General features: G+C 37.7%; 21 protein-coding genes and 11 tRNA genes. 14 read left to right on the top strand and 18 right to left on the bottom strand.

Annotated features, from left to right (window positions below; genetic code table 11):
- The 14 genes from CYP28_RS00215 to CYP28_RS00150 all read left to right on the top strand — a co-directional run bounded on the left by CYP28_RS00215 (position 1) and on the right by CYP28_RS00150 (position 4,317).
- Positions 1 to 1,404, top strand: a complete 1,404-nt coding sequence (locus CYP28_RS00215) for an NAD(P)H-hydrate dehydratase (protein ID WP_103592663.1) — start codon at positions 1 to 3, stop codon at positions 1,402 to 1,404.
- Entirely contained in the window at positions 1,386 to 1,973 is a 588-nt protein-coding gene (purN, locus tag CYP28_RS00210; RefSeq protein ID WP_103592662.1) for a phosphoribosylglycinamide formyltransferase, read from the top strand. The genes CYP28_RS00215 and purN overlap by 19 nt, the downstream gene beginning before the upstream one ends.
- Entirely contained in the window at positions 1,966 to 2,688 is a 723-nt protein-coding gene (locus CYP28_RS00205) for a TerC family protein (protein WP_103592661.1), read from the top strand. The genes purN and CYP28_RS00205 overlap by 8 nt, the downstream gene beginning before the upstream one ends.
- 426 nt (positions 2,689 to 3,114) lie before the next feature.
- Positions 3,115 to 3,192, top strand: a tRNA-Pro gene (locus CYP28_RS00200).
- 9 nt (positions 3,193 to 3,201) lie between these two features.
- Positions 3,202 to 3,278, top strand: a tRNA-His gene (locus CYP28_RS00195).
- 6 nt (positions 3,279 to 3,284) lie between these two features.
- Positions 3,285 to 3,361, top strand: a tRNA-Arg gene (locus CYP28_RS00190).
- Positions 3,362 to 3,376: 15 nt separating this feature from the next.
- Positions 3,377 to 3,453: transfer RNA gene (locus CYP28_RS00185), tRNA-Arg, on the top strand.
- A gap of 15 nt (positions 3,454 to 3,468) precedes the next feature.
- A tRNA-Leu gene (locus CYP28_RS00180) sits at positions 3,469 to 3,553 on the top strand.
- 140 nt (positions 3,554 to 3,693) lie between these two features.
- Positions 3,694 to 3,769, top strand: a tRNA-Lys gene (locus CYP28_RS00175).
- Between the two features lie 13 nt (positions 3,770 to 3,782).
- Positions 3,783 to 3,858 (top strand) — tRNA-Glu (locus tag CYP28_RS00170).
- A gap of 18 nt (positions 3,859 to 3,876) precedes the next feature.
- Positions 3,877 to 3,952: transfer RNA gene (locus CYP28_RS00165), tRNA-Val, on the top strand.
- A 9-nt stretch (positions 3,953 to 3,961) separates the two neighbouring features.
- Positions 3,962 to 4,038: transfer RNA gene (locus tag CYP28_RS00160), tRNA-Asp, on the top strand.
- A gap of 121 nt (positions 4,039 to 4,159) precedes the next feature.
- Positions 4,160 to 4,235: transfer RNA gene (locus tag CYP28_RS00155), tRNA-Lys, on the top strand.
- Positions 4,236 to 4,242: 7 nt separating this feature from the next.
- Positions 4,243 to 4,317 (top strand) — tRNA-Glu (locus CYP28_RS00150).
- 579 nt (positions 4,318 to 4,896) lie between these two features.
- Here CYP28_RS00150 and CYP28_RS00145 read toward each other — a convergent pair.
- From CYP28_RS00145 to CYP28_RS00060, 18 genes are all read right to left on the bottom strand, one after another.
- Complete coding sequence (locus CYP28_RS00145; RefSeq protein WP_103592660.1) at positions 4,897 to 7,272, bottom strand: tetratricopeptide repeat protein; 2,376 nt, start codon at positions 7,270 to 7,272, stop codon at positions 4,897 to 4,899.
- Positions 7,273 to 7,294: 22 nt separating this feature from the next.
- Entirely contained in the window at positions 7,295 to 8,785 is a 1,491-nt protein-coding gene (nuoN, locus tag CYP28_RS00140) for an NADH-quinone oxidoreductase subunit NuoN (RefSeq protein ID WP_103592659.1), read from the bottom strand.
- Positions 8,782 to 10,293, bottom strand: coding sequence for an NADH-quinone oxidoreductase subunit M (locus CYP28_RS00135; RefSeq protein ID WP_103592658.1), 1,512 nt, complete (start codon positions 10,291 to 10,293; stop codon positions 8,782 to 8,784). Before CYP28_RS00135 ends, nuoN begins: the two co-directional genes overlap by 4 nt.
- Positions 10,293 to 12,131, bottom strand: a complete 1,839-nt coding sequence (nuoL, locus tag CYP28_RS00130) for an NADH-quinone oxidoreductase subunit L (RefSeq protein WP_103592657.1) — start codon at positions 12,129 to 12,131, stop codon at positions 10,293 to 10,295. The genes CYP28_RS00135 and nuoL overlap by 1 nt, the downstream gene beginning before the upstream one ends.
- A gap of 3 nt (positions 12,132 to 12,134) precedes the next feature.
- A complete protein-coding gene (gene nuoK / locus CYP28_RS00125) occupies positions 12,135 to 12,437 on the bottom strand; it encodes an NADH-quinone oxidoreductase subunit NuoK (RefSeq protein WP_103592656.1) in 303 nt (100 codons plus the stop codon).
- Complete coding sequence (locus CYP28_RS00120; protein WP_103592655.1) at positions 12,434 to 12,970, bottom strand: NADH-quinone oxidoreductase subunit J; 537 nt, start codon at positions 12,968 to 12,970, stop codon at positions 12,434 to 12,436. The genes nuoK and CYP28_RS00120 overlap by 4 nt, the downstream gene beginning before the upstream one ends.
- A gap of 23 nt (positions 12,971 to 12,993) precedes the next feature.
- Complete coding sequence (gene nuoI / locus CYP28_RS00115; protein ID WP_103588756.1) at positions 12,994 to 13,611, bottom strand: NADH-quinone oxidoreductase subunit NuoI; 618 nt, start codon at positions 13,609 to 13,611, stop codon at positions 12,994 to 12,996.
- A gap of 8 nt (positions 13,612 to 13,619) precedes the next feature.
- The gene (gene nuoH, locus CYP28_RS00110; protein WP_084041825.1) at positions 13,620 to 14,615 is read right to left on the bottom strand and encodes an NADH-quinone oxidoreductase subunit NuoH; all 996 of its coding nucleotides are present in this window, start codon (positions 14,613 to 14,615) and stop codon (positions 13,620 to 13,622) included.
- Positions 14,608 to 16,908 carry an NADH-quinone oxidoreductase subunit G gene (locus CYP28_RS00105; RefSeq protein ID WP_103592654.1) on the bottom strand — a complete coding sequence of 767 codons (2,301 nt, stop codon included), beginning with the start codon at positions 16,906 to 16,908 and terminating at the stop codon, positions 14,608 to 14,610. The genes nuoH and CYP28_RS00105 overlap by 8 nt, the downstream gene beginning before the upstream one ends.
- Positions 16,905 to 17,615 carry a hypothetical protein gene (locus tag CYP28_RS00100; RefSeq protein WP_103592653.1) on the bottom strand — a complete coding sequence of 237 codons (711 nt, stop codon included), beginning with the start codon at positions 17,613 to 17,615 and terminating at the stop codon, positions 16,905 to 16,907. Before CYP28_RS00100 ends, CYP28_RS00105 begins: the two co-directional genes overlap by 4 nt.
- Positions 17,612 to 17,842 (bottom strand): NADH-ubiquinone oxidoreductase subunit E family protein, encoded by a 231-nt coding sequence (locus tag CYP28_RS00095; protein ID WP_103592652.1) that lies wholly within the window; start codon positions 17,840 to 17,842, stop codon positions 17,612 to 17,614. The genes CYP28_RS00100 and CYP28_RS00095 overlap by 4 nt, the downstream gene beginning before the upstream one ends.
- Positions 17,839 to 19,068: an NADH dehydrogenase (quinone) subunit D gene (gene nuoD, locus CYP28_RS00090; RefSeq protein ID WP_103592651.1), complete on the bottom strand. Its 1,230-nt coding sequence runs from the start codon at positions 19,066 to 19,068 to the stop codon at positions 17,839 to 17,841. Before nuoD ends, CYP28_RS00095 begins: the two co-directional genes overlap by 4 nt.
- Positions 19,065 to 19,823 carry an NADH-quinone oxidoreductase subunit C gene (locus CYP28_RS00085; RefSeq protein ID WP_103592650.1) on the bottom strand — a complete coding sequence of 253 codons (759 nt, stop codon included), beginning with the start codon at positions 19,821 to 19,823 and terminating at the stop codon, positions 19,065 to 19,067. Before CYP28_RS00085 ends, nuoD begins: the two co-directional genes overlap by 4 nt.
- Positions 19,820 to 20,332: a NuoB/complex I 20 kDa subunit family protein gene (locus CYP28_RS00080; protein ID WP_012001120.1), complete on the bottom strand. Its 513-nt coding sequence runs from the start codon at positions 20,330 to 20,332 to the stop codon at positions 19,820 to 19,822. The genes CYP28_RS00085 and CYP28_RS00080 overlap by 4 nt, the downstream gene beginning before the upstream one ends.
- A complete protein-coding gene (locus tag CYP28_RS00075; protein WP_021090439.1) occupies positions 20,314 to 20,703 on the bottom strand; it encodes an NAD(P)H-quinone oxidoreductase subunit 3 in 390 nt (129 codons plus the stop codon). Before CYP28_RS00075 ends, CYP28_RS00080 begins: the two co-directional genes overlap by 19 nt.
- Before the next feature lie 105 nt (positions 20,704 to 20,808).
- A complete protein-coding gene (locus CYP28_RS00070; RefSeq protein WP_103592649.1) occupies positions 20,809 to 22,443 on the bottom strand; it encodes a multidrug ABC transporter permease/ATP-binding protein in 1,635 nt (544 codons plus the stop codon).
- Positions 22,443 to 23,807 carry a coproporphyrinogen III oxidase family protein gene (locus CYP28_RS00065; protein ID WP_103592648.1) on the bottom strand — a complete coding sequence of 455 codons (1,365 nt, stop codon included), beginning with the start codon at positions 23,805 to 23,807 and terminating at the stop codon, positions 22,443 to 22,445. The genes CYP28_RS00070 and CYP28_RS00065 overlap by 1 nt, the downstream gene beginning before the upstream one ends.
- Before the next feature lie 184 nt (positions 23,808 to 23,991).
- The coding region (locus CYP28_RS00060) for a hypothetical protein (RefSeq protein WP_103592647.1) at positions 23,992 to 25,070 on the bottom strand (1,079 nt) is incomplete at its 5' end.

Raw genomic sequence — 25,070 nt, 5'->3', positions numbered from 1 at the left:
ATGAAAAATTTATATTTAGACACGAGAGTTTTGGACGAGAGGGCGAGAGAGAAATTTGACCTCAGTGAAGAAATTTTAATGGAAAATGCAGCCGCAGCCATAGCAAATTTCGTACGTAAGAAATTTAAAAAAGGTGAGAGATTGCTTGGCATTTGCGGCGGTGGAAATAACGGCGCAGACGTGCTTTGTGCTTTAAGGATGTTAGAGGGCGAGTTTGAGTGTGAATTTATCTTAGCTAGTCAGAATTTAAAGCCACTAGCCATTAAGCAGCTTGAGCGAGCTAAATCTGCTGGCGTGCGTGAGAGTAAAGATGTAGAAAATGGCTTAAATGGTGCAAAATGCATCATGGACGGGCTTTTTGGCTCAGGGCTAAATAGAAATTTAGATGAAAATCACATAGAGCTTGTCTCAAAGATAAACAAAAGCTCTGCCTACACCATCGCTTGCGATATGCCAAGTGGACTAAGTGGCGATGGTAAGGTACTAGGTGCTTGTGTAAAAGCAGATATTACGATCACGATGGGAGCTAGAAAGCTTGGGCTTTATAGCGACGCTGCAAAAGACTTTGTTGACAAGGTAAAGCTCGCTACTCTTGGCATAAGCGCTCAAAACTATGAGTGCGAAAGCGACTATCATTTGCTTGAAAAATGCGACCTTGTGCTTCCAAATAGAAAAAATCAGTGCGTAAATAAGGGCGACTTTGGCCATGCTTTTATCATATCTGGCGAGCACATAGGAGCTAGCATGCTTTGCGCAAAGGCGGCATTTGCCTTTGGGACCGGGCTAGTTAGCGTGATAGGCGAGCAGGGCTTAAATTTACCAACGCATATCATGCAAGCTAGCAAGATAAGCGATAAAATGAACGCTGGAACCGTTGGCATGGGGCTTGGCAAAAAGGGCATAGAAGAGCTTGATGCGCAAATTTTAAAGGGTAAAAATCTAGTGCTTGACGCTGATATTTTTTACAGTGCAAAAGTACTTGATCTACTAAATGAAAACTGTGTTTTGACGCCCCATCCAAAGGAATTTTGCTCACTTTTAAGACTTTGCAATATAGCAGATATCGACGTAAAAACATTACAAGAAAATAGATTTGCCTATGCTAAGTCTTGGAGCGAGAAATTTAAGGCAGTACTTGTTCTAAAAGGCGCAAATACAATAATTGCTAAAGATGGAGAAATTTATATCATGCCTTATGGTAAAAATACGCTTGCAAAAGGTGGTAGCGGTGACGTGCTAAGCGGACTCGTACTTGCCCTTTTAGCTCAAGGCTACGAGCCTCTAGATGCTGCCATCTCGGCTACACTAGCTCATGCGCTTAGCCTTAGAAATTTTGGCAAAAACAGCTACGCGCTCGAGCCAACAGACATTATAAAAGGAGTAAAATGCTTACGAAAAAAATAGCCGTACTTTTTAGCGGTAGTGGCTCAAATTTAGAAGCGATACTTAAAAAAGTTCATAATCAAATTTTTAATGGCGTAAAAATTGAAGTTTGCCTTTGTATCTGCAACAAGCCAGGCGCATACGGTATAGAGCGTGCTAAGAAATTTGGGCTTGATACGACGATAATAGAGAGTGCCAAATTTGTAAATAGAGAAGAATTTGACGCTGCAATTGTGGAGCAAATTTTAAAAAGTGGTGCCGAGTTAACGGTGCTTGCTGGGTTTATGAGGATATTAACTCCTGTTTTTACATCAAAGATAAAAGCCATAAATTTACATCCTTCTATATTGCCACTTTTTAAAGGCGCTCATGCGATAAAAGAGAGCTTTGAGAGCGATATGATGATAGGCGGTGTCAGCGTGCACTACGTGAGCGAGGAGCTTGACGGAGGTAAACTCATCGCACAAAGAGCGTTTGAAAGAGAAGACGGTATGAGCTTAGAGGATTGGGAGAGCAAAATCCATGCGATAGAGCATGAAATTTTGCCTGATAGCATAATAAAAATTTTAACAAAGGAAGCAAATGTTTGAATGGTTTAGTTCTCCAGAAGCGTGGATATCACTACTTACGCTAACTGGCTTAGAGATAGTTTTAGGCATAGATAACATTATATTTATCGCTATTTTGGTAGGTAAACTGCCTCCAGAGCAGCGCGGTAGTGGTAGGATTGTTGGCTTAGGGCTAGCTATGGTGACTAGAATTTTACTTTTACTTTCATTGTTTTGGATCATGAAGCTAACAAAGCCACTCTTTACTATCGCAGAATTTAGCATAAGTGGCCGAGATTTGGTGCTTATACTAGGCGGTCTATTTTTACTTGTAAAATCAACTCTTGAAATACATTCTAGTGTTTCTGGTGAGGGCGAAGAGCATAAAAATAGTAAAAAATCACATGCAAATTTCTTGGTTATCGTAAGCGAGATAGCAGTTTTGGATATTGTTTTCTCTCTTGATAGTGTTATCACAGCTGTTGGAATGGCTGAGCATATAGAGATAATGATCATAGCTGTTATTTTAGCAGTTGGCGTAATGATGATAGCGTCAAAAGGTATTTCTAATTTTGTAGATAATAACCCTACTATAAAAATTTTAGCACTTGCATTTTTGGTGCTTGTGGGCATGACGCTCATTGCTGAAGGATTAAGATTTCATATTTCAAAGGGATATATCTATTTTGCGATGGCATTTTCATTGGCAGTGGAAAGTATAAATATCTATGCTAAAAAGAAAATGTTAGCTAAATAATATTTTTACGATAATGAAAAGCTAATGATATGATGGATAAAATGTCAATCAAAAAATTCTAGCCCGAAAAGATAAATCTGTTAAAATTTGAAGGTAAAATTTTGATAAGCATAAAATGCATAATATATAATAGATTGATATTTATTCCGTTGTAATATTAGTGTAAAATATTCTTGTCAAGCTACTAAAATCCTTGAAATAAAGGTCATACTTTATGGTTAAGCAATAAGATAGAGAAGCAAAAAAATATGGTTTGTGTAAAAAATTAAGTATTTGGTGAAGTATTAATTAATATTTTTGATTGAATTATTTTTTATATATAATTTCTATTAATTTAAGTGTTTTTTAATTGACTTTATAAAAAAAACAAGTTAAAATACGACTTTTTAATGAGGTAGTGGCATAAACTTACAAACACGACTCAGGCGGGGTGTAGCGCAGTCTGGTTAGCGCATCTGGTTTGGGACCAGAGGGCCGAAGGTTCGAATCCTTTCACCCCGACCATGTTAAATGGTGAGTGTAGCTCAGTCGGTTAGAGCATCAGATTGTGGTCCTGAGGGTCGTGGGTTCGATTCCCATCACTCACCCCATTTTGGGCGCTCGTAGCTCAATTGGATAGAGCGACAGACTTCGGATCTGTAGGTTATGGGTTCGACTCCTATCGGGCGCGCCACTTAAAATACTTTATGCGCTCATAGCTCAGCTGGATAGAGCAACGGCCTTCTAAGCCGTAGGCCTCAGGTTCGAATCCTGATGGGCGTACCACTTTATTATTGTTGTGCGGATGTGGTGAAATTGGCAGACACGCCAGACTTAGGATCTGGTGCCCCACGGCGTGAAGGTTCAAGTCCTTTCATCCGCACCATTCTTTTTTTTATAATTTGAGATAAACTTATATTATTAAAAATTAAAGTTAGCCTTTATTGTAAAGCACTGGATACTTTTTCTTGTTTCTTGACATGTAATAATGTTTTTTGTATAATCTCAATTCTTTTTTAAGCAAATGTCTTGCTAGCTCAGTCGGTAGAGCATCTCACTTTTAATGAGGGGGCCGTTGGTTCGAATCCAACGCAGGACACCATTTTTGGGTTTATGACCCTTTCGTCTAGTGGCTCAGGACTCTACTTTCTCTGTGTAGAAACAGAGGTTCAAATCCTCTAAGGGTCGCCAGATATTTTTTAAATTTTAGGTCGCTTAGCTCAGTTGGTAGAGCGCCACCCTTACAAGGTGGATGTCATAAGTTCGAGTCTTATAGCGACCACCATTTTTAGGTGCAGCGGTAGTTCAGTTGGTTAGAATGCCGCCCTGTCACGGCGGAGGTCGCGGGTTCGAGCCCCGTCCGCTGCGCCATCTATTAAACCTTAGGTTAAGGTTGCGTCTCATAGAGCACCCATTATTGAGTGTCAAATTAAATTTTAAGATTATAAGTTCTAAGATAACACTTTAAGATTTATTATTACTATTTAATCTTGCCTCGTTAGCTCAGTTGGTAGAGCATATCACTCTTAATGATGGGGTCGTAGGTTCGAGGCCTACACGGGGCACCATCCATTTGGCCCATTCGTCTAGCGGTTAGGACACCAGCCTCTCACGTTGGTAACACGAGTTCGAGTCTCGTATGGGTCACCATTTCTCTAACCCTTGTTGCTTTTCAATTTATTACACAGAAATTTTTCTAGAAAATTTCTTCAAAATTTGTACTGATTTGCTTAGAAAATTGCTACTAAAAAAGTAAAATTATTTTTTATAATGTTGCTCAATGGATGTGTAATAAAGTAATAAATTTTAGAAGCTAATTTACAATAAGCTAAAAATTTCTATAAATACAATAAAACACATCATATAAATATAATTACAAGCGTTACAAGTTATTTTTTGCTTTGATCTATTGGGTAAAACTCATTAAGTATTTTTAATTTTTAAGCTTATAAATCGTAAAACAGCCTACATTTAGTATTGTTGATTTAATAAAATGGCCAATTCTCTTTATTTATGAGAAAGATGCTTAAAATTTAAACATACCAGTCATGCTCGTGCGTTAAAAATACATTAAGGCTTACGATAAATATAGTTCTTTTTATAATATAAAGAGTATTTGGTGGCAATGTAAAAAATATTAAAGACTCAATTATAAAGAAAGCTCAATTTAAATAGCAAAAATAAAGCCTACTAATTTTAAGCTCAAATATAAAACTTAGCAAGCAAGCTTTAGCTTTTGCCTATCATGTCAAGCTTAGCTTTGCAAGCATCTTTATACGGGCTTATAAAATTTGAGTCAGAGCACTCATTTAAATAAGGCCTAGCCAACTTAAACTGCTTTTGCCTTATATAAATTTCACTTATCAAATTTAAAGCGTGTAAGCGGTCTTCTGGTCCAAGTTTCATATTTAGTATAAATTTCGCCTCGTCAAGCGCCTCACCTAGGTTATCTGTCTTTAGTGAAGCTTCTGAGTAGTTAAAATTTATCTTTGGCGAAAATGTATTTATTTTGGCTTTTGTTTGTAGCTCAAGAGCTTTTTTGGCATATGTTGTAGCGATGGCGTAGTCATTACTTTTCATCGCATAGTCACTTATGGCTGTATATGCTTCGATAATCTTGAAGTCTTGGCCTCTTAGCTGCTCAATAGCGCTAATGGTTGAGATCGCCTCCGTAAAGCGTTTTAATGCAAGCAATGAGTAAAACCTGTCAAAAAGAGATGGTGTTGGATCTGAGTATTCGACTGATGAGCCAAGTGAAAGCGCGTCATTTGCAGCAATGATCGCATGCTCGTAGTCTTTATTTTTATATAAAATTTTGCTCAAATTTACCAGCCACTCAACTCTATCTTCTAAATTTTCATCTTTTGCATGAGCTTTTGCGAGCTCAAGTGCATCGTTGTAGCGGGCCGTTCTGTAATAGCAGTTAAAGAGCTTAAATTGCGGTAATGAGATTTTATTTATATCGTAGTTTTCAAGTAAATTTATAACAGCCGTGCAATCATCTTTTATAAAATACTCTTTTGTAAGCTCTAGCGCAGCCTCATTTATCAGCTCCATTGCCTTACTTAAATTTCCATCTTTTGCCATGGTTTTGTAAGATAGTGCATCGGAGAATTTACGCTCTTTAATATCCAGCTCAAGCTCGCTTATTAGAGCCTTTTGGCTAATATTTGTCCCAGCATATTTTTCAATTAGCTCTTTATATCTAGCATGAAGTGCAGTAGCATTTTTATCCTTTTCTTCAAAAAATAACCCATCTTTTGCTTTAGTCACCTCATCGATATAATCACCATATTTAAACTCTGTCTCATATCTATTTAAGTATTCGTATGCTTTTTTCTCATCTTTTGTTTTGGCTAGATTGAGCGCTAAATTTTTTAAAGCAACTTCATAAAAATCTTTCGTTCTATCGCTATTATTTATCAAGATTTCATAAATTTTAGCAGCCACATCAGGCATATCTTTACTTGCAAATGTGGTTGCAAGATTCATCGACTTTGTTGGGTTATTCATAAAAAATTTTTCATTCGCATTTGCGATTTTTAGTATAAATTTCTTTGCTTCATCAAATTTTTCTTTATCGATATTTGCATCAGCTAGGCTTAGTGCTGCTCTACTTGCAAGGTCGATGTCGTTTGTGGAGTAAAGCACTTTTTCATAGTCTTTTAGTGCCTCTTTTTGTCTGCCTATCTTGTAGAGATAATCAGCATAATCAAGCGCTGCAAGTTTTGTAAATTTTGAGTTTGCGTGCTCTTCGTTTAAGATATCAAGCATATATTTTGCATCACTTGCGATGCTATCTTTTAGGTAGGCTCTGGCGATCAGATATAGCACCTCTGGATAGTTTTCATCAGATGGGAATTTTCTGATCCAAGCCCTACCTTCACTTACGATGTCTTTTGGCTCGATCTCTTCAAACTCATTTTTTGTCTCAAAAATTTTATCAAGAGCCCTTAGACGAAATAGTAAAAATTCACTTGAAAAAAGGCTATTTGGATGCCTTTTTATTGCTGTTTGAGTATCTTTTACTACATTTTCATAAGCGCCCTTTTCATAAGCTCTTTTTATACTTATGTAGATATCAATGTCATTACTATCAAGCCCAGCAATAGGAGCTTTGTTAAGATCAAGCGCTCCGATACTAGGATTTAGCATATCTTTAAAATCAGGTTTAAAATTTAGCCCAGACTTTCTTTTGCTATTTTCACTGAGCGAAGTATCTATAATTATGCTAAAGTGTTTTGAAATGGTTGTTTTTGGGCTATCTTGTACGTTTTGGCTACTATAAAGCTCAGTTTTTATATTTAGCAGTTTTGACGGTGCTTTTGGCATTATGACGATAAAAAGCTTGCCATCTTGCTTTTTATATTTTATATCCATTAATGGCAGTGTCGTATCTTCAATTTTTGGCAAAATTTCATCATCAAGCATGCAGACATAGCGTTTGGTGTCGTAAGCTAAAATTTGCTCCACGCATTCAAATTCTTGCTCATCGCTTAGCTGAAGAACGCTATAAGGTTTATCACCATTTGCGCCGCTATTTAGGCTAAGATTAAAAGCGGTTAGATAAAGCGGAAAAAATAAAATAATTAAGAGCTTTTTCATGCCGCAATTATAGTTAAATTTTCTAAAATCCTGAAGCAAAGACAAAATGCTCAATAAATTCTAAAATCGCTCCAGAAAATAAAAAAGAAAAGGCCGTTCCAGCTACCGCAATGCCAACAATTACTTTTAGCGCCATCGAGATATTTGCAGTGTAGAGATTTTTATCTTTTACGATCGGCTCTTTTAGAAACATAAAGACGATTAGCTTTAAATAGTAATAAATCGCAATGGCAGAATTTATCATAATTATAACGCTAAGCACGACGTAATCAGACTTTATGAGCGATGAGATAAGCACCATCTTACCCCAAAATACGCTAAAAGGCGGTATGCCAGCAAGGGCGATCATGAAAATTCCCATTATCACGGCGTAACTTGGTAAAATTTTTATAAGCCCTGAAAATTTCTCAAATGGATGCTTAAAGCGCTTGTCCCAGCAGACCACATCGTCGCACCTTGCCACCCAGAGCATAGAAAATGCGCCCAAATTTGCAAACAAAAACATGATCCAGTAGAAAAATAAGGCGACATTTGCCTCGTGAGAATTTGCCACAAGCGCACAGAGCACGACACCAGCGTGAGCTATGGAGCTAAAAGCAAGCATCCTTTTTACGTCTTTTTGCACTAGCGCCATGATGTTTGCAAGGCTCATCGTAAGCACGGCGATGATATAGAGCATATCTTTTATCCACAAAATTTGTGAGCCCTCAAGCATCGCAAAAATTCTTAACGCAACGATAAAAGCTGCTACCTTTGGCACGATCGACATATAGCCTGCTAGCGGGGCATTTGAGCCCTCATAAACGTCTGGTATCCATGTGTGAAATGGTATGAGTGAGAGCTTAAAACCAATGGCTGAGGCGATGAAAACACAGCCAAGCAAAATGATCAAATTTTGATTTAGGCTAAGATCTTTTATCACAACGCCGATACGAGCGATGTCTATTGAGTTTGTCGCTAGATAAAACATCGCTATTGCCATCGCAAAAAAGCCAGCTGAGAGCGAGCCCATCGCAAAGTATTTTATCGCAGCTTCTACGCTTTTTGCCTTGTTGTGAAGGGCGATTAGGGTGTAGAGGCAAAGCGAACTGATCTCAAGTCCTAAAAAGATGATGAGTAGGTTGTTTGAGCTCACCATAAATAAAAATCCAGCGATCATAAACAAAAATAGAGCATAATACTCGTAAATTTTGTACTCAAAATACTCTTTTGTGCTAAGTGCGAGCGGGATAAAAAGAGCTGAGGCGATTAGGATGATGACTTGAGAGATGACCGAAATGCCATCAACCAAAAGCATATCCCAAAAGCTAAGGCTAAGACCATTAAAATCAAGTATTAGACCCAAATTTACAAATATTGCGATGATACAAAATACGCAGTAAAAATTTCTTGAAAGATCTTTTTTTATGGTGCCAACGATTAAGATAAAAAGCGCAAAGATTATCATACTAAGCATCGGAGCAACCGAAGATAAAGAAATTTCTTTAAGGTCTAAAAAGGCTATTTCATTCATAGTTTGCTCCCACCATTTAAAGATGAAATTTTATCCTTTGTGTCGCTATTTACGGCTCTAGTTTGCATTTTGCTTATGATATTTTGCACGCTTGACTCAAGCGGCTTTAGGATTAAATTTGGAGCGACGCCAAGAGCGATTATAAGCAAGCAAAGCGGCACAAGAGCGACTAACTCTTTAAAATTTAGATCTTTTAGGCTTAAATTTTTCTTCTTACACTCGCCAAAAAATACTCTTTTATAAAGCACTAGCATATAAACAGCGCCCACGATGATGCTAAAGCCACCAAGTAGCGCAAAGAGCTTGTTTAGCTTAAAGATGCCAAGCAGGCTCAAAAACTCGCCCACAAAGCCAATGGTTAGTGGCAGGCCGATACTTGCAAGTGTTGCTATAAAAAACACAAGCGCATACTTTGGCATAACCTTAGCAAGGCCGCCAAATTCGCAAATTTCTTTTGTGTGAGCCCTCTCATATATGACGCCAACTAGTAAAAATAGCGCACCACTTACGATGCCATGGCTTATCATTAAAAATATTGAGCCGCCAAGGCCTATTAAATTTAGTGAAAAAATGCCAAGCATGATAACGCCCATGTGTGAAATGGAGCTATAAGCGATCACTTGCTTCATATCGCTTTGTGCGTAGGCAACGAGGGCTGCGTAGATGATCATGATGATCGCTATGACGCAGACAAAGCCACTTAAAAGCAGGCTCGCATCTGGAAAGAGTGGAAGTGAAAATCTCAGAAAGCCGTAAGTGCCCATCTTTAAAAGCACGCTAGCAAGCAGCACCGAGCCGATAGTCGGAGCCTGTCCGTGTGCGTAAGGCAGCCACGTATGAAATGGAAATAATGGAGTTTTCACACCAAAGGCGAAGAAAAACGCTAAAAATAGCCAAATTTGAGCATTTTCTCCAATGCCAAGCTTATACCAATCAAGCAGATTAAAGCTAAAGACGCTGCTTTTTTGATAGCACAGATAGCCGATAAAGATGATCGCCACGAGCATAAAGACAGAGCCTAAAAACGTATAGATGAAAAATTTAATCGCAGCGTAAATTCTATTTTTACTGCCAAATGCGCCGATAATGTAAAGAAGCGGTATGAGGCTAAGCTCCCAAAAGCTGTAAAACATTATCATATCAAGCGCGCTAAAGACGCCCATCATCGTGGTCTCTAAAAAGAGTACGCTAATAACAAGGTGTTTTAAATTTCCATCATCGCTAAGTGCGGCGATAGAGATGAAGCTCATAAACGCACTAAGCACGATAAGAGCTAGTGAAATGGTATCGATGCCGACAAAATAGCTGATATTTAGGCTCGATATGAGTGGGGCTTGATGCGTTAAAACAAAGTCGTAGCCTTTAAAATCAACATTAAAACAAATAAAAAGCGTTAGCAAAAGCTCGATCAGCGCGATGCTTGCTCCATAAAATTTTATGCTTTTATTTTCTATTAAAAAGCCAAGTATTGCGCTTATTGCAGGGAAAAATATGATTACACTTAGCATTATTTGGCTCCGTTTAATAAAAATATAAAGCTTAAAAGCAAGGCAAATCCTGCAACCATAAATCTAAGCATGATGCTTAAGTCGCCACTTTGCATTTTGTTTGCTAAAAATGCAAATTTATTTAGCGCTGTTGCGACTAGATCGACACTACGATCAATTATCATCTCATCAATCTTTTTACAAATTTGTGAAACTAACGTGTAGCCATTTATGAAAAATTTCTCATAAAATTTTGGTATAAAGTAGGCATTTTGTAAAATTTTATAAGCTCTGCTCTCACAAATATTCTCTTTAAAAATTTCTCTTTTATAGGCAAATATAGCAAAGCCAGCACTTGCTAGCACTAGGCTAAGTGTTAAAACGAGTAAGAAAATTTCGCTGCCGTGAGATAAATTTAGTGAAAAATCTTTTAAACTTTTTTCTAAAAACTCACTAAAATTGCTCCAAAAAAAGCCACTTATGACTGAGAGAATTCCAAGTACGCCCATGCCAGCTAGCATATAGTTTTTAGCTTCATGCACGTGTTTCTCGCTCTTTGGCTTTGTAAAAAAGACGAGCATAACAAGCCTAAAGCTATAAAATGCCGTAAGCACCGCACCAAAGAGTAAAATGATCCATAAAAATTTATTTTCACTAAAGGCAACCTCTAAAATTTTATCTTTAGAGAAAAAGCCAGCAAATGGATAAAATCCAGCTAGCGCACAGCTTGCGATGATAGAAAGGAGTGCAGTTGGTTTCATAAATTTATAAAGTCCGCCCATTTTTTTGATATTTAGCTCATCATTCATCGCGTGCATGACGTTGCCAGCACATAAAAAGAGAAGTGACTTAAAAAATGCGTGCGTGACAAGGTGAAAAAGTGCGATCTTATAAGCGCCAAGGCCAGCAGCTACGAACATATAACCAAGCTGCGAAAGCGTCGAGTAGGCGACTATTTTTTTAAGGTCGTTATGCACAAGCGCGATGCTAGCGGCAAAAACCGCTACAAATGTGCCAAGATAAGCGATAAAGTGCGATACTTCAGGCGCGTTTGTAAAGATAAAATTTGAGCGTATGACTAGATAGACGCCAGCTGTTACCATGGTCGCAGCGTGGATGAGCGCAGAAACTGGTGTTGGTCCCTCCATGGCGTTTGCAAGCCAAGTGTGAAATGGAAACTGCGCGCTTTTACCCATGGCACCTATAAAAAGAAGTGTGGCGATGATGCCTAAATTTAGCCCAGAAAAGTCGCTTCTGGCGTTAAAAACCTCGCTAAATTTAAGTGAGCCAAAGCTATAAAATATATAAAAGATACCAACAAGCATAGCAAGATCAGCAACCCTATTCATTATAAAGGCCTCGTTTGCAGCGACGTTTGCACTAGGCCTTTTATACCAAAAGCCAATGAGTAGCCAAGAGCAAAGTCCAACACCCTCCCAGCCGATGAAAAGTCCTATGAAATTATCGCTTGATACAAGGACGTTCATGCAAAATACAAAGAGCCCCAAATAACTAAAAAAGCGGTTAAAACTTGCATCATCTCTCATGTAGCCAACCGAGTAGATATGCACGATGCTTGCCACGATACCAACGGTGCTAAGCATAACAAGGCTAATGGCGTCAAGATAGAAGCCAAAATTTAAATCCAGACCGCCAAAATTTATAAATTCTTTTAGTGATAAATTTAGCGGTTCATCTATGCCAAGGCTAGCTGTTAGCATGAGTGAGGCAGTTGTGCTGATTATCATTAAAAGTGAGCAAAAGATACCAAGTAAAAAATTTTTACTGCTATGTGAAAAAAGTCCGGAAATGATAAAGCTAAGAAGAGGGAAAAATAGTGAAATGCAAAATAAAGTCATCTCTTAGCCTTTCATATTTGTCATCGACTCTAGGCTAATGCTGCCAGTCTTTTTGTACCAAAGCACTAGTAAGCCAAGTCCCACGGCGACCTCACTAGCGGCGATTGCAACTATAAAAAATGCAACTATTTGTCCAGTTAGATCAAAGTGGTATTTTGAAATGGCAGCAAGTGCGATATTTGCCGAGTTTAGTAAAATTTCACTTGAGAAAAATAGCATGATCAAATTTTTTCTTCGCATTATGCCAATTAGCCCTAAGACAAAGACCAGACTTGCAAGGATGAGGTAGTGGGTAAGCCCTATCATAGCATCTCCTCTAGCGTATTTTGAGTGTTTAGGTCTTTATGTATTAAGATAATGCCAGCAACCATTGCTACAAGAAGCATTACAGCACACATCTCAAAAGCGATTAAATACTTGCTAAAAAGCAAAATTCCAATAGCCTCGATATTGCCAAGCTCGCTAGCAATGGGACTTAATCCATCAAATTTTGCACCATAAAGAGGTGCTAAAAATATAAATATCAAAAGAAGCGCTATAAAGCTACTTAAAAAATAGATAGTGATCTTTGCTTTTTTGCTACTTTTTGGCTCACATTCTTTACTGCTATCAAAAAACATCATTGCAAATGCATATAAAACGACCACAGCGCCTGTGTATACGATGATCTGTACTACGCCTAAAAATTCCGCTCCAAGTAAGAAAAATATAGCCGAGATAAATACCATGCCAGCAGCTAGCGCAGAGACTGCATTTAGTGCATTTTTACAAAATACACTAAAAGAAAAGCTAACTAAAACCAAGGCACTAAAAAGATAAAATGCAAAGCTCTCATACATCTTTTGCCCTTTTAAAATTTATACTACTCATCACTTTTTGTCTCATCTTCATTTTCGCTTATAAATGCATTTGGTGTCTTTTTGATTAAGCTATCAGCATTTTTAGGAAGCGCTCCGTATCCTTCAAACTCGCTTTGATCTTTTAAAAATTTATCCTTTGTCAAAAACTCATCTTTTGTACCAAATATGATCCTGCTCTCGCTAGCAACTTCGTACTCTTGTCCGCAAACTATTGCAAGCTCAGGACAAACATCAGCACAAAATCCACAATACACGCATCTACTTAAATTTATCGAGTAGCTTGCGACCTTTTTGCGGCCATCTTCGCCAAGTGAAGTTTTCATCGAAATGCAGTTGCTAACGCAAATTTTCTCACATAGCCCACACCCAATGCAACGTTCATTTTCACTTTCAACAAATTTCAAAAGCTTGTGAATACCCCTATATCTAGCATTTAGCTCCATCTTTTGCATAGGGTATTTTAAAGTGTGCGACTTACTAAAGAGCATCTGCTTTATAGTGACTTTTAGTCCGATCAAAAGATCAGGCTTAAATGTGACAGCGATGAAGTGCTTAAATTTATCAAACGCACTCTTTGGCTTTAACTTTTCATCTATTAAAATATATTTTTTCTCACTCATTTTTCGCCTTAGATTAGTAGCATAAAGCCAGTGATTACGATATTTAAAATTCCAAGCGGAAGCAAAATTTTCCAGCAAAATGCACTTAACTGATCAACTCTTAAATGTGCCCATGAAGCCCTTACCCAAAGAAAAAAGAAAAAGACAATGCTTGATTTTAAGATGATCATCAAAGCACCTGGGATAAATAAAAATTCGTTAAATCCACCTAAAAATAAAATCGTAATGATGATGCTAGCAGCGATCATATTTGTGTACTCGCCGATGAAAAACATCGCCCATCTCATGCCGCTATACTCGGTGCCATAGCCTGCCACTATCTCTGTTTCGTTTTCTGTTAAGCAAAATGGCGTTCTATTGCACTCCACAAAGCTTGCTATTAAAAATAGCAAAAAGGCAAGTGGCTGCTTAAATATAAGCCAGCCAAAAATTCCTTTTTGATAGTTGTTTATATCCACAAGTGAGAGTGAGCTAGTTACCATTACGACGCTTAAAAGAGCCATGCCAGCGACTATTTCGAAACTAAGAAGTGAGACTACTGCGCGAGCCGCGCTAATTAGTGCAAATTTATTATAGCTTGCAAGACCTGCTGCAAGTGGAGAGAAGACGCAAACTGAAGCAACACCAGCGATGTATAAAATACCAACATTTATATCTGAGAGAATCGGACGTAATGTATGTCCAAAAATTTCAAACTCAGGCAAAAACGGCACAGGTGCAAGCGCTGCAAATGCGGCGATGGCTGATATTAGTGGAGCTATTAAAAAGATAAATTTATTCGTATTTGCTGGCACGATGTCCTCTTTTGTAAAGAGTTTTATCATGTCAGCTACTATCTGTAAAATCCCAGCAGGTCCAACCATATCAGGCCCAACGCGGCGCTGCATGTAGGCTAGTACCTTTCTCTCAGCGTAAGTTGCTAGTCCTGCAAGGCTTGCCATGACGGCTAAGATGACCACGGCTTTAATGATAGTGCTTAGCACAAAAAATAGTGTTTCACTCATCTTTTGCCTTTGTGATTTTAACTGCGGCGTAGCTTTTGCCATTAAATATAACGTTTACATCAAGTTTGTCATCATAATCACCTAAATACGCACCAACTCCGCCAAGTTCGCTATCAAGCTCCACGCAAATGGCAAGCTTGTGCCCATCTTTTTCTAAAATAATCGCTTCATTTTGTGAAATTTCAAATTTAGCCATAAATTCGCTACTTGCATAAAGCTTCGCTCTTTTGGCTGTTTGCGTGGCATAGTTTGCGAAAAATGATGGCAAATTTATAGGATTTGCAAGACTTATAAGTGCCTCGTCATCTTTTAAATTTATGCTCTTATTATCTTTTAAAAGTGGTTCTATATCATCATTTGGTGTGAAATTTGAAATTTCAAGCTTATAACCTCTGTGACTTGTGCCGTTGTTTGCGTAAAAATTTTCTAAATCATCAAATTTAATGCCTCTATATCCTTTTTCTTTTGGCAAAAGTGGCGTGTAATCAATCGTATCTTTAGCCATTAGTCCAAGTGCGTTTGCAATATCGTTTAGAAAATAACCTTTGTGCGGTATCGCCACATTTGTTGGCACTAGGGCGTCATTTATGCTTGTAAATGTTCCTTCTTGCTGATTTAGCGCGCTAGCATCGATATCGCCTTCAAAAATGCTAAATTTATAATCGCCATTTTCGTTATAGCCAAGCGTCTTACCAGGCTTTTTCTCGCTTGCGAGCGTACAAATTTTAGCAACGCCAAGTGAGTTTGTGCGTGGTGGTATTAGCATCACACGAAAAGGCGTAGCTCTAGCGATCACTCCAGTAAGTGTTGCTAGTAAATTTGCATTTTCATCTGTGTAAAAATCGCTTCCTAAAATGAGCGTAAATTTGCTTTTGCCATCACTTAAAGCCGGTATATCTAAGCCAAAATTTTCATCAAAATTTTCAAGCTTTGATGTAAGTGCGCTAGATAAATTTTCGCCCCAGTTTTTAAGCACAAAGAGTAAAATTTGCTCTAATTTTCCAGCTTCATGCGCTACATAGATAAAATTTTTAGAATATTTTTTAACGATCTCATCGGCTATGTGATGAAAGTAAATTCCAGCTGCTTTATTCATTTTTAAAGCGTTATTTAACTTAAAGCTTGTCACTGGGCTTTCGTGTCTTAAAAAACTACCAGCACTGATGATAAAATCGCTATTTTTAATATCTTCAAAGTCTGCGTTATATGAGCTAAGCCCGCTAAATTCGCTAAATTTATTTAAAAATTTTTGATAATTTAGCGCCTCATTGTTTATTAGATTTAGATCAAATTTCTCTCTTAAACGCTCTAAAATAAGGGCTTCTTCGTTCGTGATGAAGCTATTAAATTTTATATTTTTGATCGTGCCATTTTTAATATTTAAAACAATCTCTTCAAATTTCTCTTCATTTTTACAGGCAAGCTCGTTGTGAAAGTCATAGCCAAACCTAGCTGCTCCACTTATTTCGCCAAATGTAAAATCATTGTTGACGCGGTAAATTTGCTTACTTCTATCGCTAGTGCTCTTTTCTTTTACGTCATAGTAAATTAGCTCGCAATCGCTTTGGTGAGGATTTGCTGCTGGGATAGGGTTTAGCTCCCAGATATTTGTGCTATATTGAAAATGCGAACTAATAAGTGCTCCAGTTGGACAAACGCTGATACACTCGCCACAAAATGAGCAGCCAAGACTCTCGCCCACGCTTGGACCTATTAAGCTTTTTTGCATCTTACTAAAAACTGCGTAGGCATCTTTTGGCATACTCTCTTTTAGCTCTTTTGGCACCTCAACGCCCCTTGGTACGGTCTTTAGTGCACTCTCTCCGATCCTGTCCTTACAAACAGTGACACATCTTTCGCAGACTATGCAAAGAGCTGGATCGTAGTTGATTAGCCCCCATTTTTTATGTGGTTTGTGCGTGTCAGCGATGGCAAATTTTTGTTCATTTACTTTTAGATGCGTAGTTAAATTTTGTAGTTCGCATTCGCCGCTTTTATCACAAACGCCACATTGAATCGGATGATTTACGCAGTAAGTCTGCATGATCGCATTTCGCTCGGCAGCGATTTCTGGCGTGTTTGTATAAATTTGCATATCCTCTTTTGCTTTGGCATTGCAGCTATAAACTACTTTGCCATTTGCCTCGACCATGCAAAGCCTACAAGCAAGAGTTGGTGAGCAGCCACTAAGATAGCAAAGAGCTGGGATATAAATTCCATTTGCTCTTGCGATATTTAGGATGCTCTCGCCTTCATCTGCTTCTAAAATTTGATCATTTATGCTTATTTTCATTTACTAACTACTACTTGTTTAAATGCGTATCCATCAAACTCTTTTGCGCCAAATATCGCAACTGTGCCTTTTAACGAATGGTCTAGTTTAAATTTTGCCCTCACGCTAAAATCTTTTGCTTTAAGATCTAGCATATCGCCATCTTTTGCCTTTGCTACGATACCAAACTGCACACCACCTACGATCTCATCGCTTGCGTTTTTGTTTAGATAAACGACTGCTCCGTCAAAATTTTCAAGCTCTTTTAGCTCGTCTATTTTGTGATAATCGTTAAATTCTTTCCTGCAACCACCAGCTAAAACGACATTTTTGCCTAAAATTTCAAGTAACCAAAAGATCGCATCTTTATCTGGATGAGTAAAAAATGAATCATCAATAACGATGTTTTTAACGTCCTTTATCCACTCGCCTAGCTCTTCAAATTCCTCTTCACCAACATTGCACTCGCCACTTATCAGCCCATCATCAAGCTCGCTAAAAAACTCATCGCAAGATAAATTTGCGTATTTGCAAAGAAGAGCTAAGACGTAGCTTATTGAGCCTATTTCGCAGCGGATTAAATTTTCGCCGCCAAGCTCGCTATCTTCGATGCAAGAGATGTATTTAAACTCGTGCTCTTTTATCTTTTTTGCTAAATTTTTATCACTCAAGCTTAGTAAATTTGCGATGCTTAAGCTTTTACCTGCTATTAAATCATTAAATTTCATATCTTGCCCTTTTTTATGGTTAATACCCAATCAACTTGGTTAAATTTAAGCGAGTTCATCACTTCGCAGTTTAGATTATAGGCTAAATTTACAGCCTTTGTCACACCACTAAAATCGCCTATTTCAAATAAAAATATAATCACTTCATCAGGCTTGCTAGCCTTTATCTGCTGTCCAAGAGCGCTCAAAAACTCACTCTTTAAGTGCCTAAGATCGACCCTTCTCATCTATCGACCTCGCCTAAGATGATATTTGTACTACCAATTATCGTAGCGACGTCAGCGATGTACTGGCCTACCAATAAATCTTCATAAATAGCGCAGTGCCAAAAGCTTGGCGTGCGAATTTTTAGGCGGTATGGGCTTGCGCTGCCATCTGAGTTTATATAAATTCCAAGCTCGCCCTTTGGCGACTCACTAGCGAAGTAAATTTCACCTTTTGGTGGCTTTAGACCCTGAGTTATAAGCACAAAATGCTGCATTAATGAGTAGTTTTGGCTCATTATTTGCTCTTTTGAAGCGCTCACGTAATCTGGCGCGTCGGCGATGATGGCGGGGCTGCTGGTCTGATACTTGCTAACGCACTGCTTTAAAATTTTCACGCACTCACGCATCTCTTTCATGTAAAGCAGATACCTTGCGTAGCAGTCGCCGTGTGTCGCATAAGGCACGTCAAATTCTAGCTCATCATAGATGAGATATGGCTCTTCTTTTCTTATATCACGCGCCACACCGCTTGCTCTTAGCATGACGCCAGAGCAGCCACTACTAAGGGCTAGCTCTTTGCTAATTATGCCCACATCAACAAGCCTTGCTTGCCAAATTCTATTTTCACTTAGCAAATCTTCATAAAGCGTGATATCGCTTGGAAATTTTTCACAAAATTTAAGCAGCTCCTCGCACCAGCCATCAGGCAGATCAAGCGGCACGCCACCGATCCTTATCGAGCTATGTGTTAGCCTTGCGCCGCAGTATTTTTCTATTAGATCAAGGACGTATTCGCGCTCTCTAAATGCATATAAAAAGACGCTCATTGCCCCCACATCAAGGGCGTGCGTAGCTAAAAATAAAAGGTGCGAGCTGATGCGGTTTAGCTCTAAAAGCATCACTCTAATAATCTGCGCACGGCGAGGCACTTCTATAGCGCAAAGCTTCTCCACGGCTGCGCAAAATGCGTAGTTATTGGCACTCGATGCGATGTAATCAACCCTATCAGTCACTGGGATAAATTCTTGATAGGTCATATTTTCAGCCATTTTTTCAACGCCTCGGTGCATGAAGCCAACCTCTGGCATAGCGCGCACGACCTTTTCGCCATCAAGCTCAAGCACGAGTTTTAGCTGGCCATGAGCACTTGGGTGCTGTGGGCCAAAATTTAGTATCATCTTGCCGTCATTTTGCTCAAATTCTAAATTTTCAAAAAATGGTTTTAAGCGGTTTGGTGACTGGCTCAAGGTCTTTCCTTTACTATCTGGCTCTGGTTAAATTTAGCCTTTTTGACAAATTTTACGCCGCCATCTTCTTGATACTCGTACTCCTCGCTAAATACTCTTGAAAATCCAAAGGTATCTTTCTCTTCAATATAAGCTGGATCGCGGTTCTCTTCGCCGATTTGCTCTCTAAATTCACGCCCAAAAATTTTATCCACCTCGTACCATTTGGCCGCTTCGTCGCCCACTAGCGGATAGCTCTTTAGTAGTGGATGTGAGTGCCAGTCATCAGGCATGATGAGGCGCTTTAAATTTGGATGATCTTTAATGAGAACGCCACTTAGATCATACATCTCGCGCTCAGCCCAGTTTGCGCTTTTGTAAAGCCCACAAACGCTTTTTAGCATTTCATCCTTTTTTACAAAGCATTTTACACGAGCGCGTCTATTTTTACTAATGCTAAGAAGCTGATAAAAGACCTCATATCCGCCTTTTACACTTATAAAATCAAGTGCTGCAAGCTCACTAAGCTGTTCGTAACCAAAAGATTTTAATACTTCAAGAGCTTTAAAATTTTCACTAGAATTTACATAAACTATAAGCTGATCAAACTCCACGTAGCTAGATAAAATTTCTACACCGCCCTGTTCTAAAATTTCTATTTCATCTTCAAATTTACTGCCTTTTACTTCATCTTTTAAAGTCTGCTTTTCTATGTAAAATTTCTCTTTGTAATACTGCTTTTTTTGTAGATCGTTTTTTGGCTTATACTCTCTCATATCTCAAGTTTCCTTGGCTTTTGCGCCCTAAATGCACTTTGCTTTCTTATCTTTTTTTGAAGCATCATAAGTGCGTATTGAAGCGTCTCTGGACGCGGGGCGCAGCCTGGGATGTAGATATCAACTGGTATTATGCGGTCTACACCTTGAACGGTAGAGTAGGTGTTAAACATGCCGCCAGTGTTTGCACAGCTACCCATTGAGATGACCCATTTTGGCTCAGGCATCTGATCATAAAGACGTCTTGTAAACTCAGCATGTTTTTTAGTTAGCGTGCCAGCTATGATCATCACCTCTGAGTGTCTTGGGCTAGCCCTAAAAATGGTGCCAAACCTATCAAAGTCATATCTGCTAGCGCCACTTGCCATCATCTCGATAGCACAGCAAGCAAGCCCGTAGCTAAGTGCCCAAAGTGAGTTGCTCCTGCCCCACTGAACTAGCTTGTCAACTGTTGTTAAAACTACTGGCAAACCGCCATTTGCAGCGTAGTTTATCTGATGCTTTGCCATTTAAAGACTCCTTTTTGCCAAGCATAAGCAAAGCCGATAAGTAAAATCGCCACGAAAAGCAACATTTCGATTAGTCCAAAAATTCCAAGTAGCCTAAAATCCACCGCCCACGGATACATAAAGATGACTTCAACATCAAACAAAATAAATAAAATTCCATAAAAAAAGTAGTGGATATTTATCTTATTTGGCTGTTTTACGGTGGTTGGACCACACTCATAAAAGCCAAGTTTTAGACGCTGGGTATTGCGGTTGGCTAATTTTTTACTTATTTTTGAAGATAAGAATGTTATTAAACAAAATGAACAAGTCGCTAGTAAAAGTATGATAAATGCACCAAAATAGGTGCTTTCAAGCTCTGAATGTGACATACTTTGCCTTTTTTAATTTTTAAGATTCTACTAAATTTAAATTTATTTGAGCTTGAAACGGCTTAAGAGTAGGGTGAGTATTGTGCTTTTGTGTAAAAATTACTCCTATTTTATCTTCTCGACTGCATCCTTTGCGGCACTTATTCGCTCGCTCTCGTCTAGCTCACGCACAAAGCCATCTTTTACCAAGATGATCCTAGTTGCTACATCAAAATAGCTATCATCGTGGCTAACAGCGATTATGCTGATGCCCTTACTTTGTAAAAATGGTAAAATTTCTTTGTAAAATTTTCGTTTAAAGAGCGGATCTTGATCGGCTGCCCATTCATCTAGGATAAGAATAGAGCGGTGCTCTAATATGGCTATTAGTAGGCTTAGGCGCTTTCGCTGGCCGGTTGAGAGTTGCGTGGTGCTAAGCTTATTATCTATGACACTTACTTTTTTATCAATCTCAAGTAAGGCTAAAAGCTCGTCTATTTCGCTTTGGCTAGCAAAGCCATTATGAGAGAGCGTTTGCGAAAATAGATAAAAATCGGCAAAAATAGCGCTAATCTTTGCCTGATAACTTTGTAAATTTCTTTCATCTATCTTTGTGCTATCAAGGTAAATCTCGCCACTACTTGGGCGCATTAGCCCGCAAAGTAAATTTATAAGCGTACTTTTGCCGCTACCATTTTTACCGATGATAAACGTTATCTCACCGCGTTTGATCTCTAAATTTACATCTTTTAGGCTAAATTTGCCGTGAGCGTAGTTGAAATTTATATCTTTTAGCTTTATGTTTTGCCAATTATCGCTTAGGCTATCGTCAAATTTAAAGCCTTCCTTAAATTTATTTAAATTTAAGCTCATGATCTTTTCTAAGCTCACTTTTGCGCTAAGTGCAGCTGGTATGGAGCCAACCATACTCATAAAAGAGCCTCTTAAAAATAGTATCGTAAGACTTATGCTAAGCGCAGTTTGCAGGCTCGCCCAGTCAAATGCCACGCACAAAAATACACAAAGTCCTACTGAGCCAAGAAGCATAATGTTTGTGAAATTATCGCTTAATGCGTGATAAATATCGGCCTTTACCATATTTTGGCGTTTTTTATCGCCTGTAAAATTTAACTCATCAAAGCAGACACTTGCCCTTGCTCTATTTAAACTAAGCTCTCTATGCCCCTCTACGATATCGTCGTAGTGCTTTTGCAATGCGTCATCTTGAACTCTAGAATACTTAAAATAAAGATGAATTTTTTTCATAAAAAGTGTATTTATAAAAAGAGTCGCACCGATCCAAATGGATAAAAAGATAAAAATTTTTGGAGCAATTACACAAAGGTAGATGCTAGCGCAGACGATAAAAACTAGGCTTTGTATAAAGCCAGTAGCACTCATAAAGGCAAATGTGATCGTTTTTATATCATTGTTTAGGCTAGCTATGATCTTTGCCTTGCCGATCTCGTTTATCACGCTATTTGGCGTATCTAAAATTTGCTTTACACTTTGATATCTTAGCTCGTAGATAAATTTATGTCCAAAATTTGTAAGCGATATATTTGCGGCGATGGCGCTTATAAAAAATAAAAGTAAGACTGCTATAAATTTAATCGCAAGAATCGGGTCAAATTCTTTTAAACTTACAAGCTCATTATTTATAAATGAAAGGGTCCAGACACCAAGTCCGCTAAATACGAGTGTTAATAACACTATTTTAGAAATTTGATAGATATTTTTTTTGATTAAATTTGCTAGCATTACATCGCAGCTCGCGGCTGAATGATATTTGGCTCATACTTTTGTTCAGTATTTTCGCTCATTATGCGAAGTACCTTGCTTCGTTTTATCTTAGCGTCATCCTTAAATATCGCACGCACTTTGTCCATACCAGCGTAAAAATCACGCATAAGCACGATGCAGATATATTTGCCAAAAAATGTCGGCTTAATAATGCCATTTTCTTCATATATTGCATTTACAAGCTTAAGCAAGCTAAGCTCCATAAATAAGGCTTTGTTAATGTTTATGTTATTTTCGTCATTATATCTTTTAATATCAACTCCGCCATCAAAAAGCCTTGTTAAAAACGTGTATTTAAGTCGCTCTTTCTTGCTAAAACCACATTTTGCAATGACTGGACTTTGCCTATTTTTTATCCTTTTGCCGTATTCAAGTAGATTAAACGCATTTATTACAAGCTCACCGTTAAGAAAGCTAAATGCTCCGCTACCAACGCCAAGATACTCTAAATTTGAGCCAACATATTCGTCGCGAAGGTCAGCACTTTTTTCATTTGAAAATGCCCAAGCATTGCTTTGTTTGTAGTTACTTTTGCTAAATTCTTCAGTGATTATCTCATAAAATTCACGCTCATTATCTACGTTTGAAACGCCAAGTGAGCGAGCTATATTCTCTCTTGTTAGCTCTGATTTCATAAGTGGATAGAAGGTGATTTGTTGCGGAGAGATTGATTTTGCAGTATTTATGTCGTTTATGAGCTGCTCTTTTGTTTGATTTGGCAGGTTAAAAATGAGATCGAGGCTAATGACTGGGATCTTTCCAAGAGCAAGCTCAAGTTTTCTTTTTACCTCCTTGGCTGAGCCAAATTTCTCATATCTGCCAACTCTTTTTAATGTTTCATCATCAAAGCTTTGTACGCCAACACTTAAGCGATCAATTAATCCATCAAATCTAGCTAAACTCTCGGGTGAGATGTGGTTTGGATCGCTTTCTGCTGAAATTTCATCTATACTAAAAAGCTCTTTTGCAAGCTTAAGTGTCTTCTCAAGCTCAGGCTCGTTTATAAGCGTCGTACCACCGCCAACATAAAGTGAATCAAAGTCAAATCCATCCTCTTTAACCTGCCTCATCTCCTCACGTAAATTTTCAAAGTAAATTTTTGCAAGCTCTTGTTCATAGTGGTACTTATGAAACGAGCAATATGGGCAGAATGTGTGACAAAATGGTACATGCGCGTAGAGCATATACTTTTTGTCTTTTTTGGGAGTTTTGGTGTAGGTTGTGGTTAAAATGTCTATATTAAATTCATTATATAGTGATCTTTGAATAGAATTATGAGCGTAATTTACGGCAAAATTCTCGACAATATTTTTAAAGATCATAACTAATCGCCTTAAATAAGTTTGGTTTTAAATTGATGTGTTAGGATAGCTAACTTTTAATAAATTTAGCCTTGTGCTAAAGAAATTTTTAGCTTAGCCAGATAAATCTGGCCTATAAATTTTAATTTTTAAATCTGCAAATTTTATGTATCGATCAAATTTTAGCCCCCAAAGCTTAAGGAAGTTACTCCTTAGATCCTGAGATAATTTTGCTTGCATCAAGCTCAAATTTTATTCCATCTTTCGTCTGCAAATAATAAAATTTACCAATATTGCAAAGCGACTTCACGTCGTAAATTTTAACTGCCTTTTCATCTATCTCGCAAGCCGTTTGGTCTTTATCTTTTTCCTCGCAAAACGAGCTTGGCAAAGCTTTTAAAGCGCTTTTGTCAATAAGTAAAAATTTATAATCAACATTTCCTATAGCAAGCGTTTTTGCTGTGTATTTTATAAATAAAAGTGAGTTTGAAATGATCATGAAAATGAGCGCCGAATAAAAAATAATAGTAAAATCTTTCGTCTCTTTTATGCTAGCTATTCCAAGAATGAATGAGAGCATAAAAGAGCAAAATAATATCCAAAGTGCCAAAAATCCACTAATGCTATTTGAAATAATAATCGATGTGATAAATAAAATAAGCATTATAATAGTCAAGAAATATATAACAAAATTTGATCTATCCTTAAAGAAAACCGCTAAATTTACACAGATATAAGAGAGCGGAAATAGCGATAGTATCATTAGCAAATTACAAGAAAGCCTATGAGCTATAAAAGCAAAAATGAAAAATGATATGGATGTCAAAAAATATATGAAATTTGAGCTATAGAAAAAGAGAAATTTTGGCTTTTTAAATTTGTATTTTTTATTATCATTTTGATAAAGGTTTGAGACAAAGACTAAGATACCGATCTCAAAAACCGTGATAAATGCAGTCGCACAAAATAGCAAAATGCCCGTAAATATCATTTCTGAGCTGTCTAAAATCGGAAAATATTTTACTTCAAAGCCAAAATATAAAAAGTAGCAAAAGATACTAGCGATTGGCACAATAAAATTTGAGTATTTAAAAAAATTTGCCACGCAATTTTTTATAAAATTAGTCTTTAAATTTGCCGAATATTCGCTAAGTCTACTCTCAAAATAAGTGTTATTTAGTAAATCATTTTTAATTTTTTCAAAATATTCTGGTTCCTTATAGCTTGCACCTATACAAATTTCATAGTTTTTCTCATCGAAATCTTTTATAATCTCATCTTTTA

Origin of the sequence: Campylobacter concisus, assembly GCF_002914195.1 — a bacterium.
GTDB lineage: Bacteria > Campylobacterota > Campylobacteria > Campylobacterales > Campylobacteraceae > Campylobacter_A > Campylobacter_A concisus_M.
The sequence above is the reverse complement of the archived record's forward strand: the minus strand, read 5'-3'. Positions and strand labels throughout refer to the sequence as shown.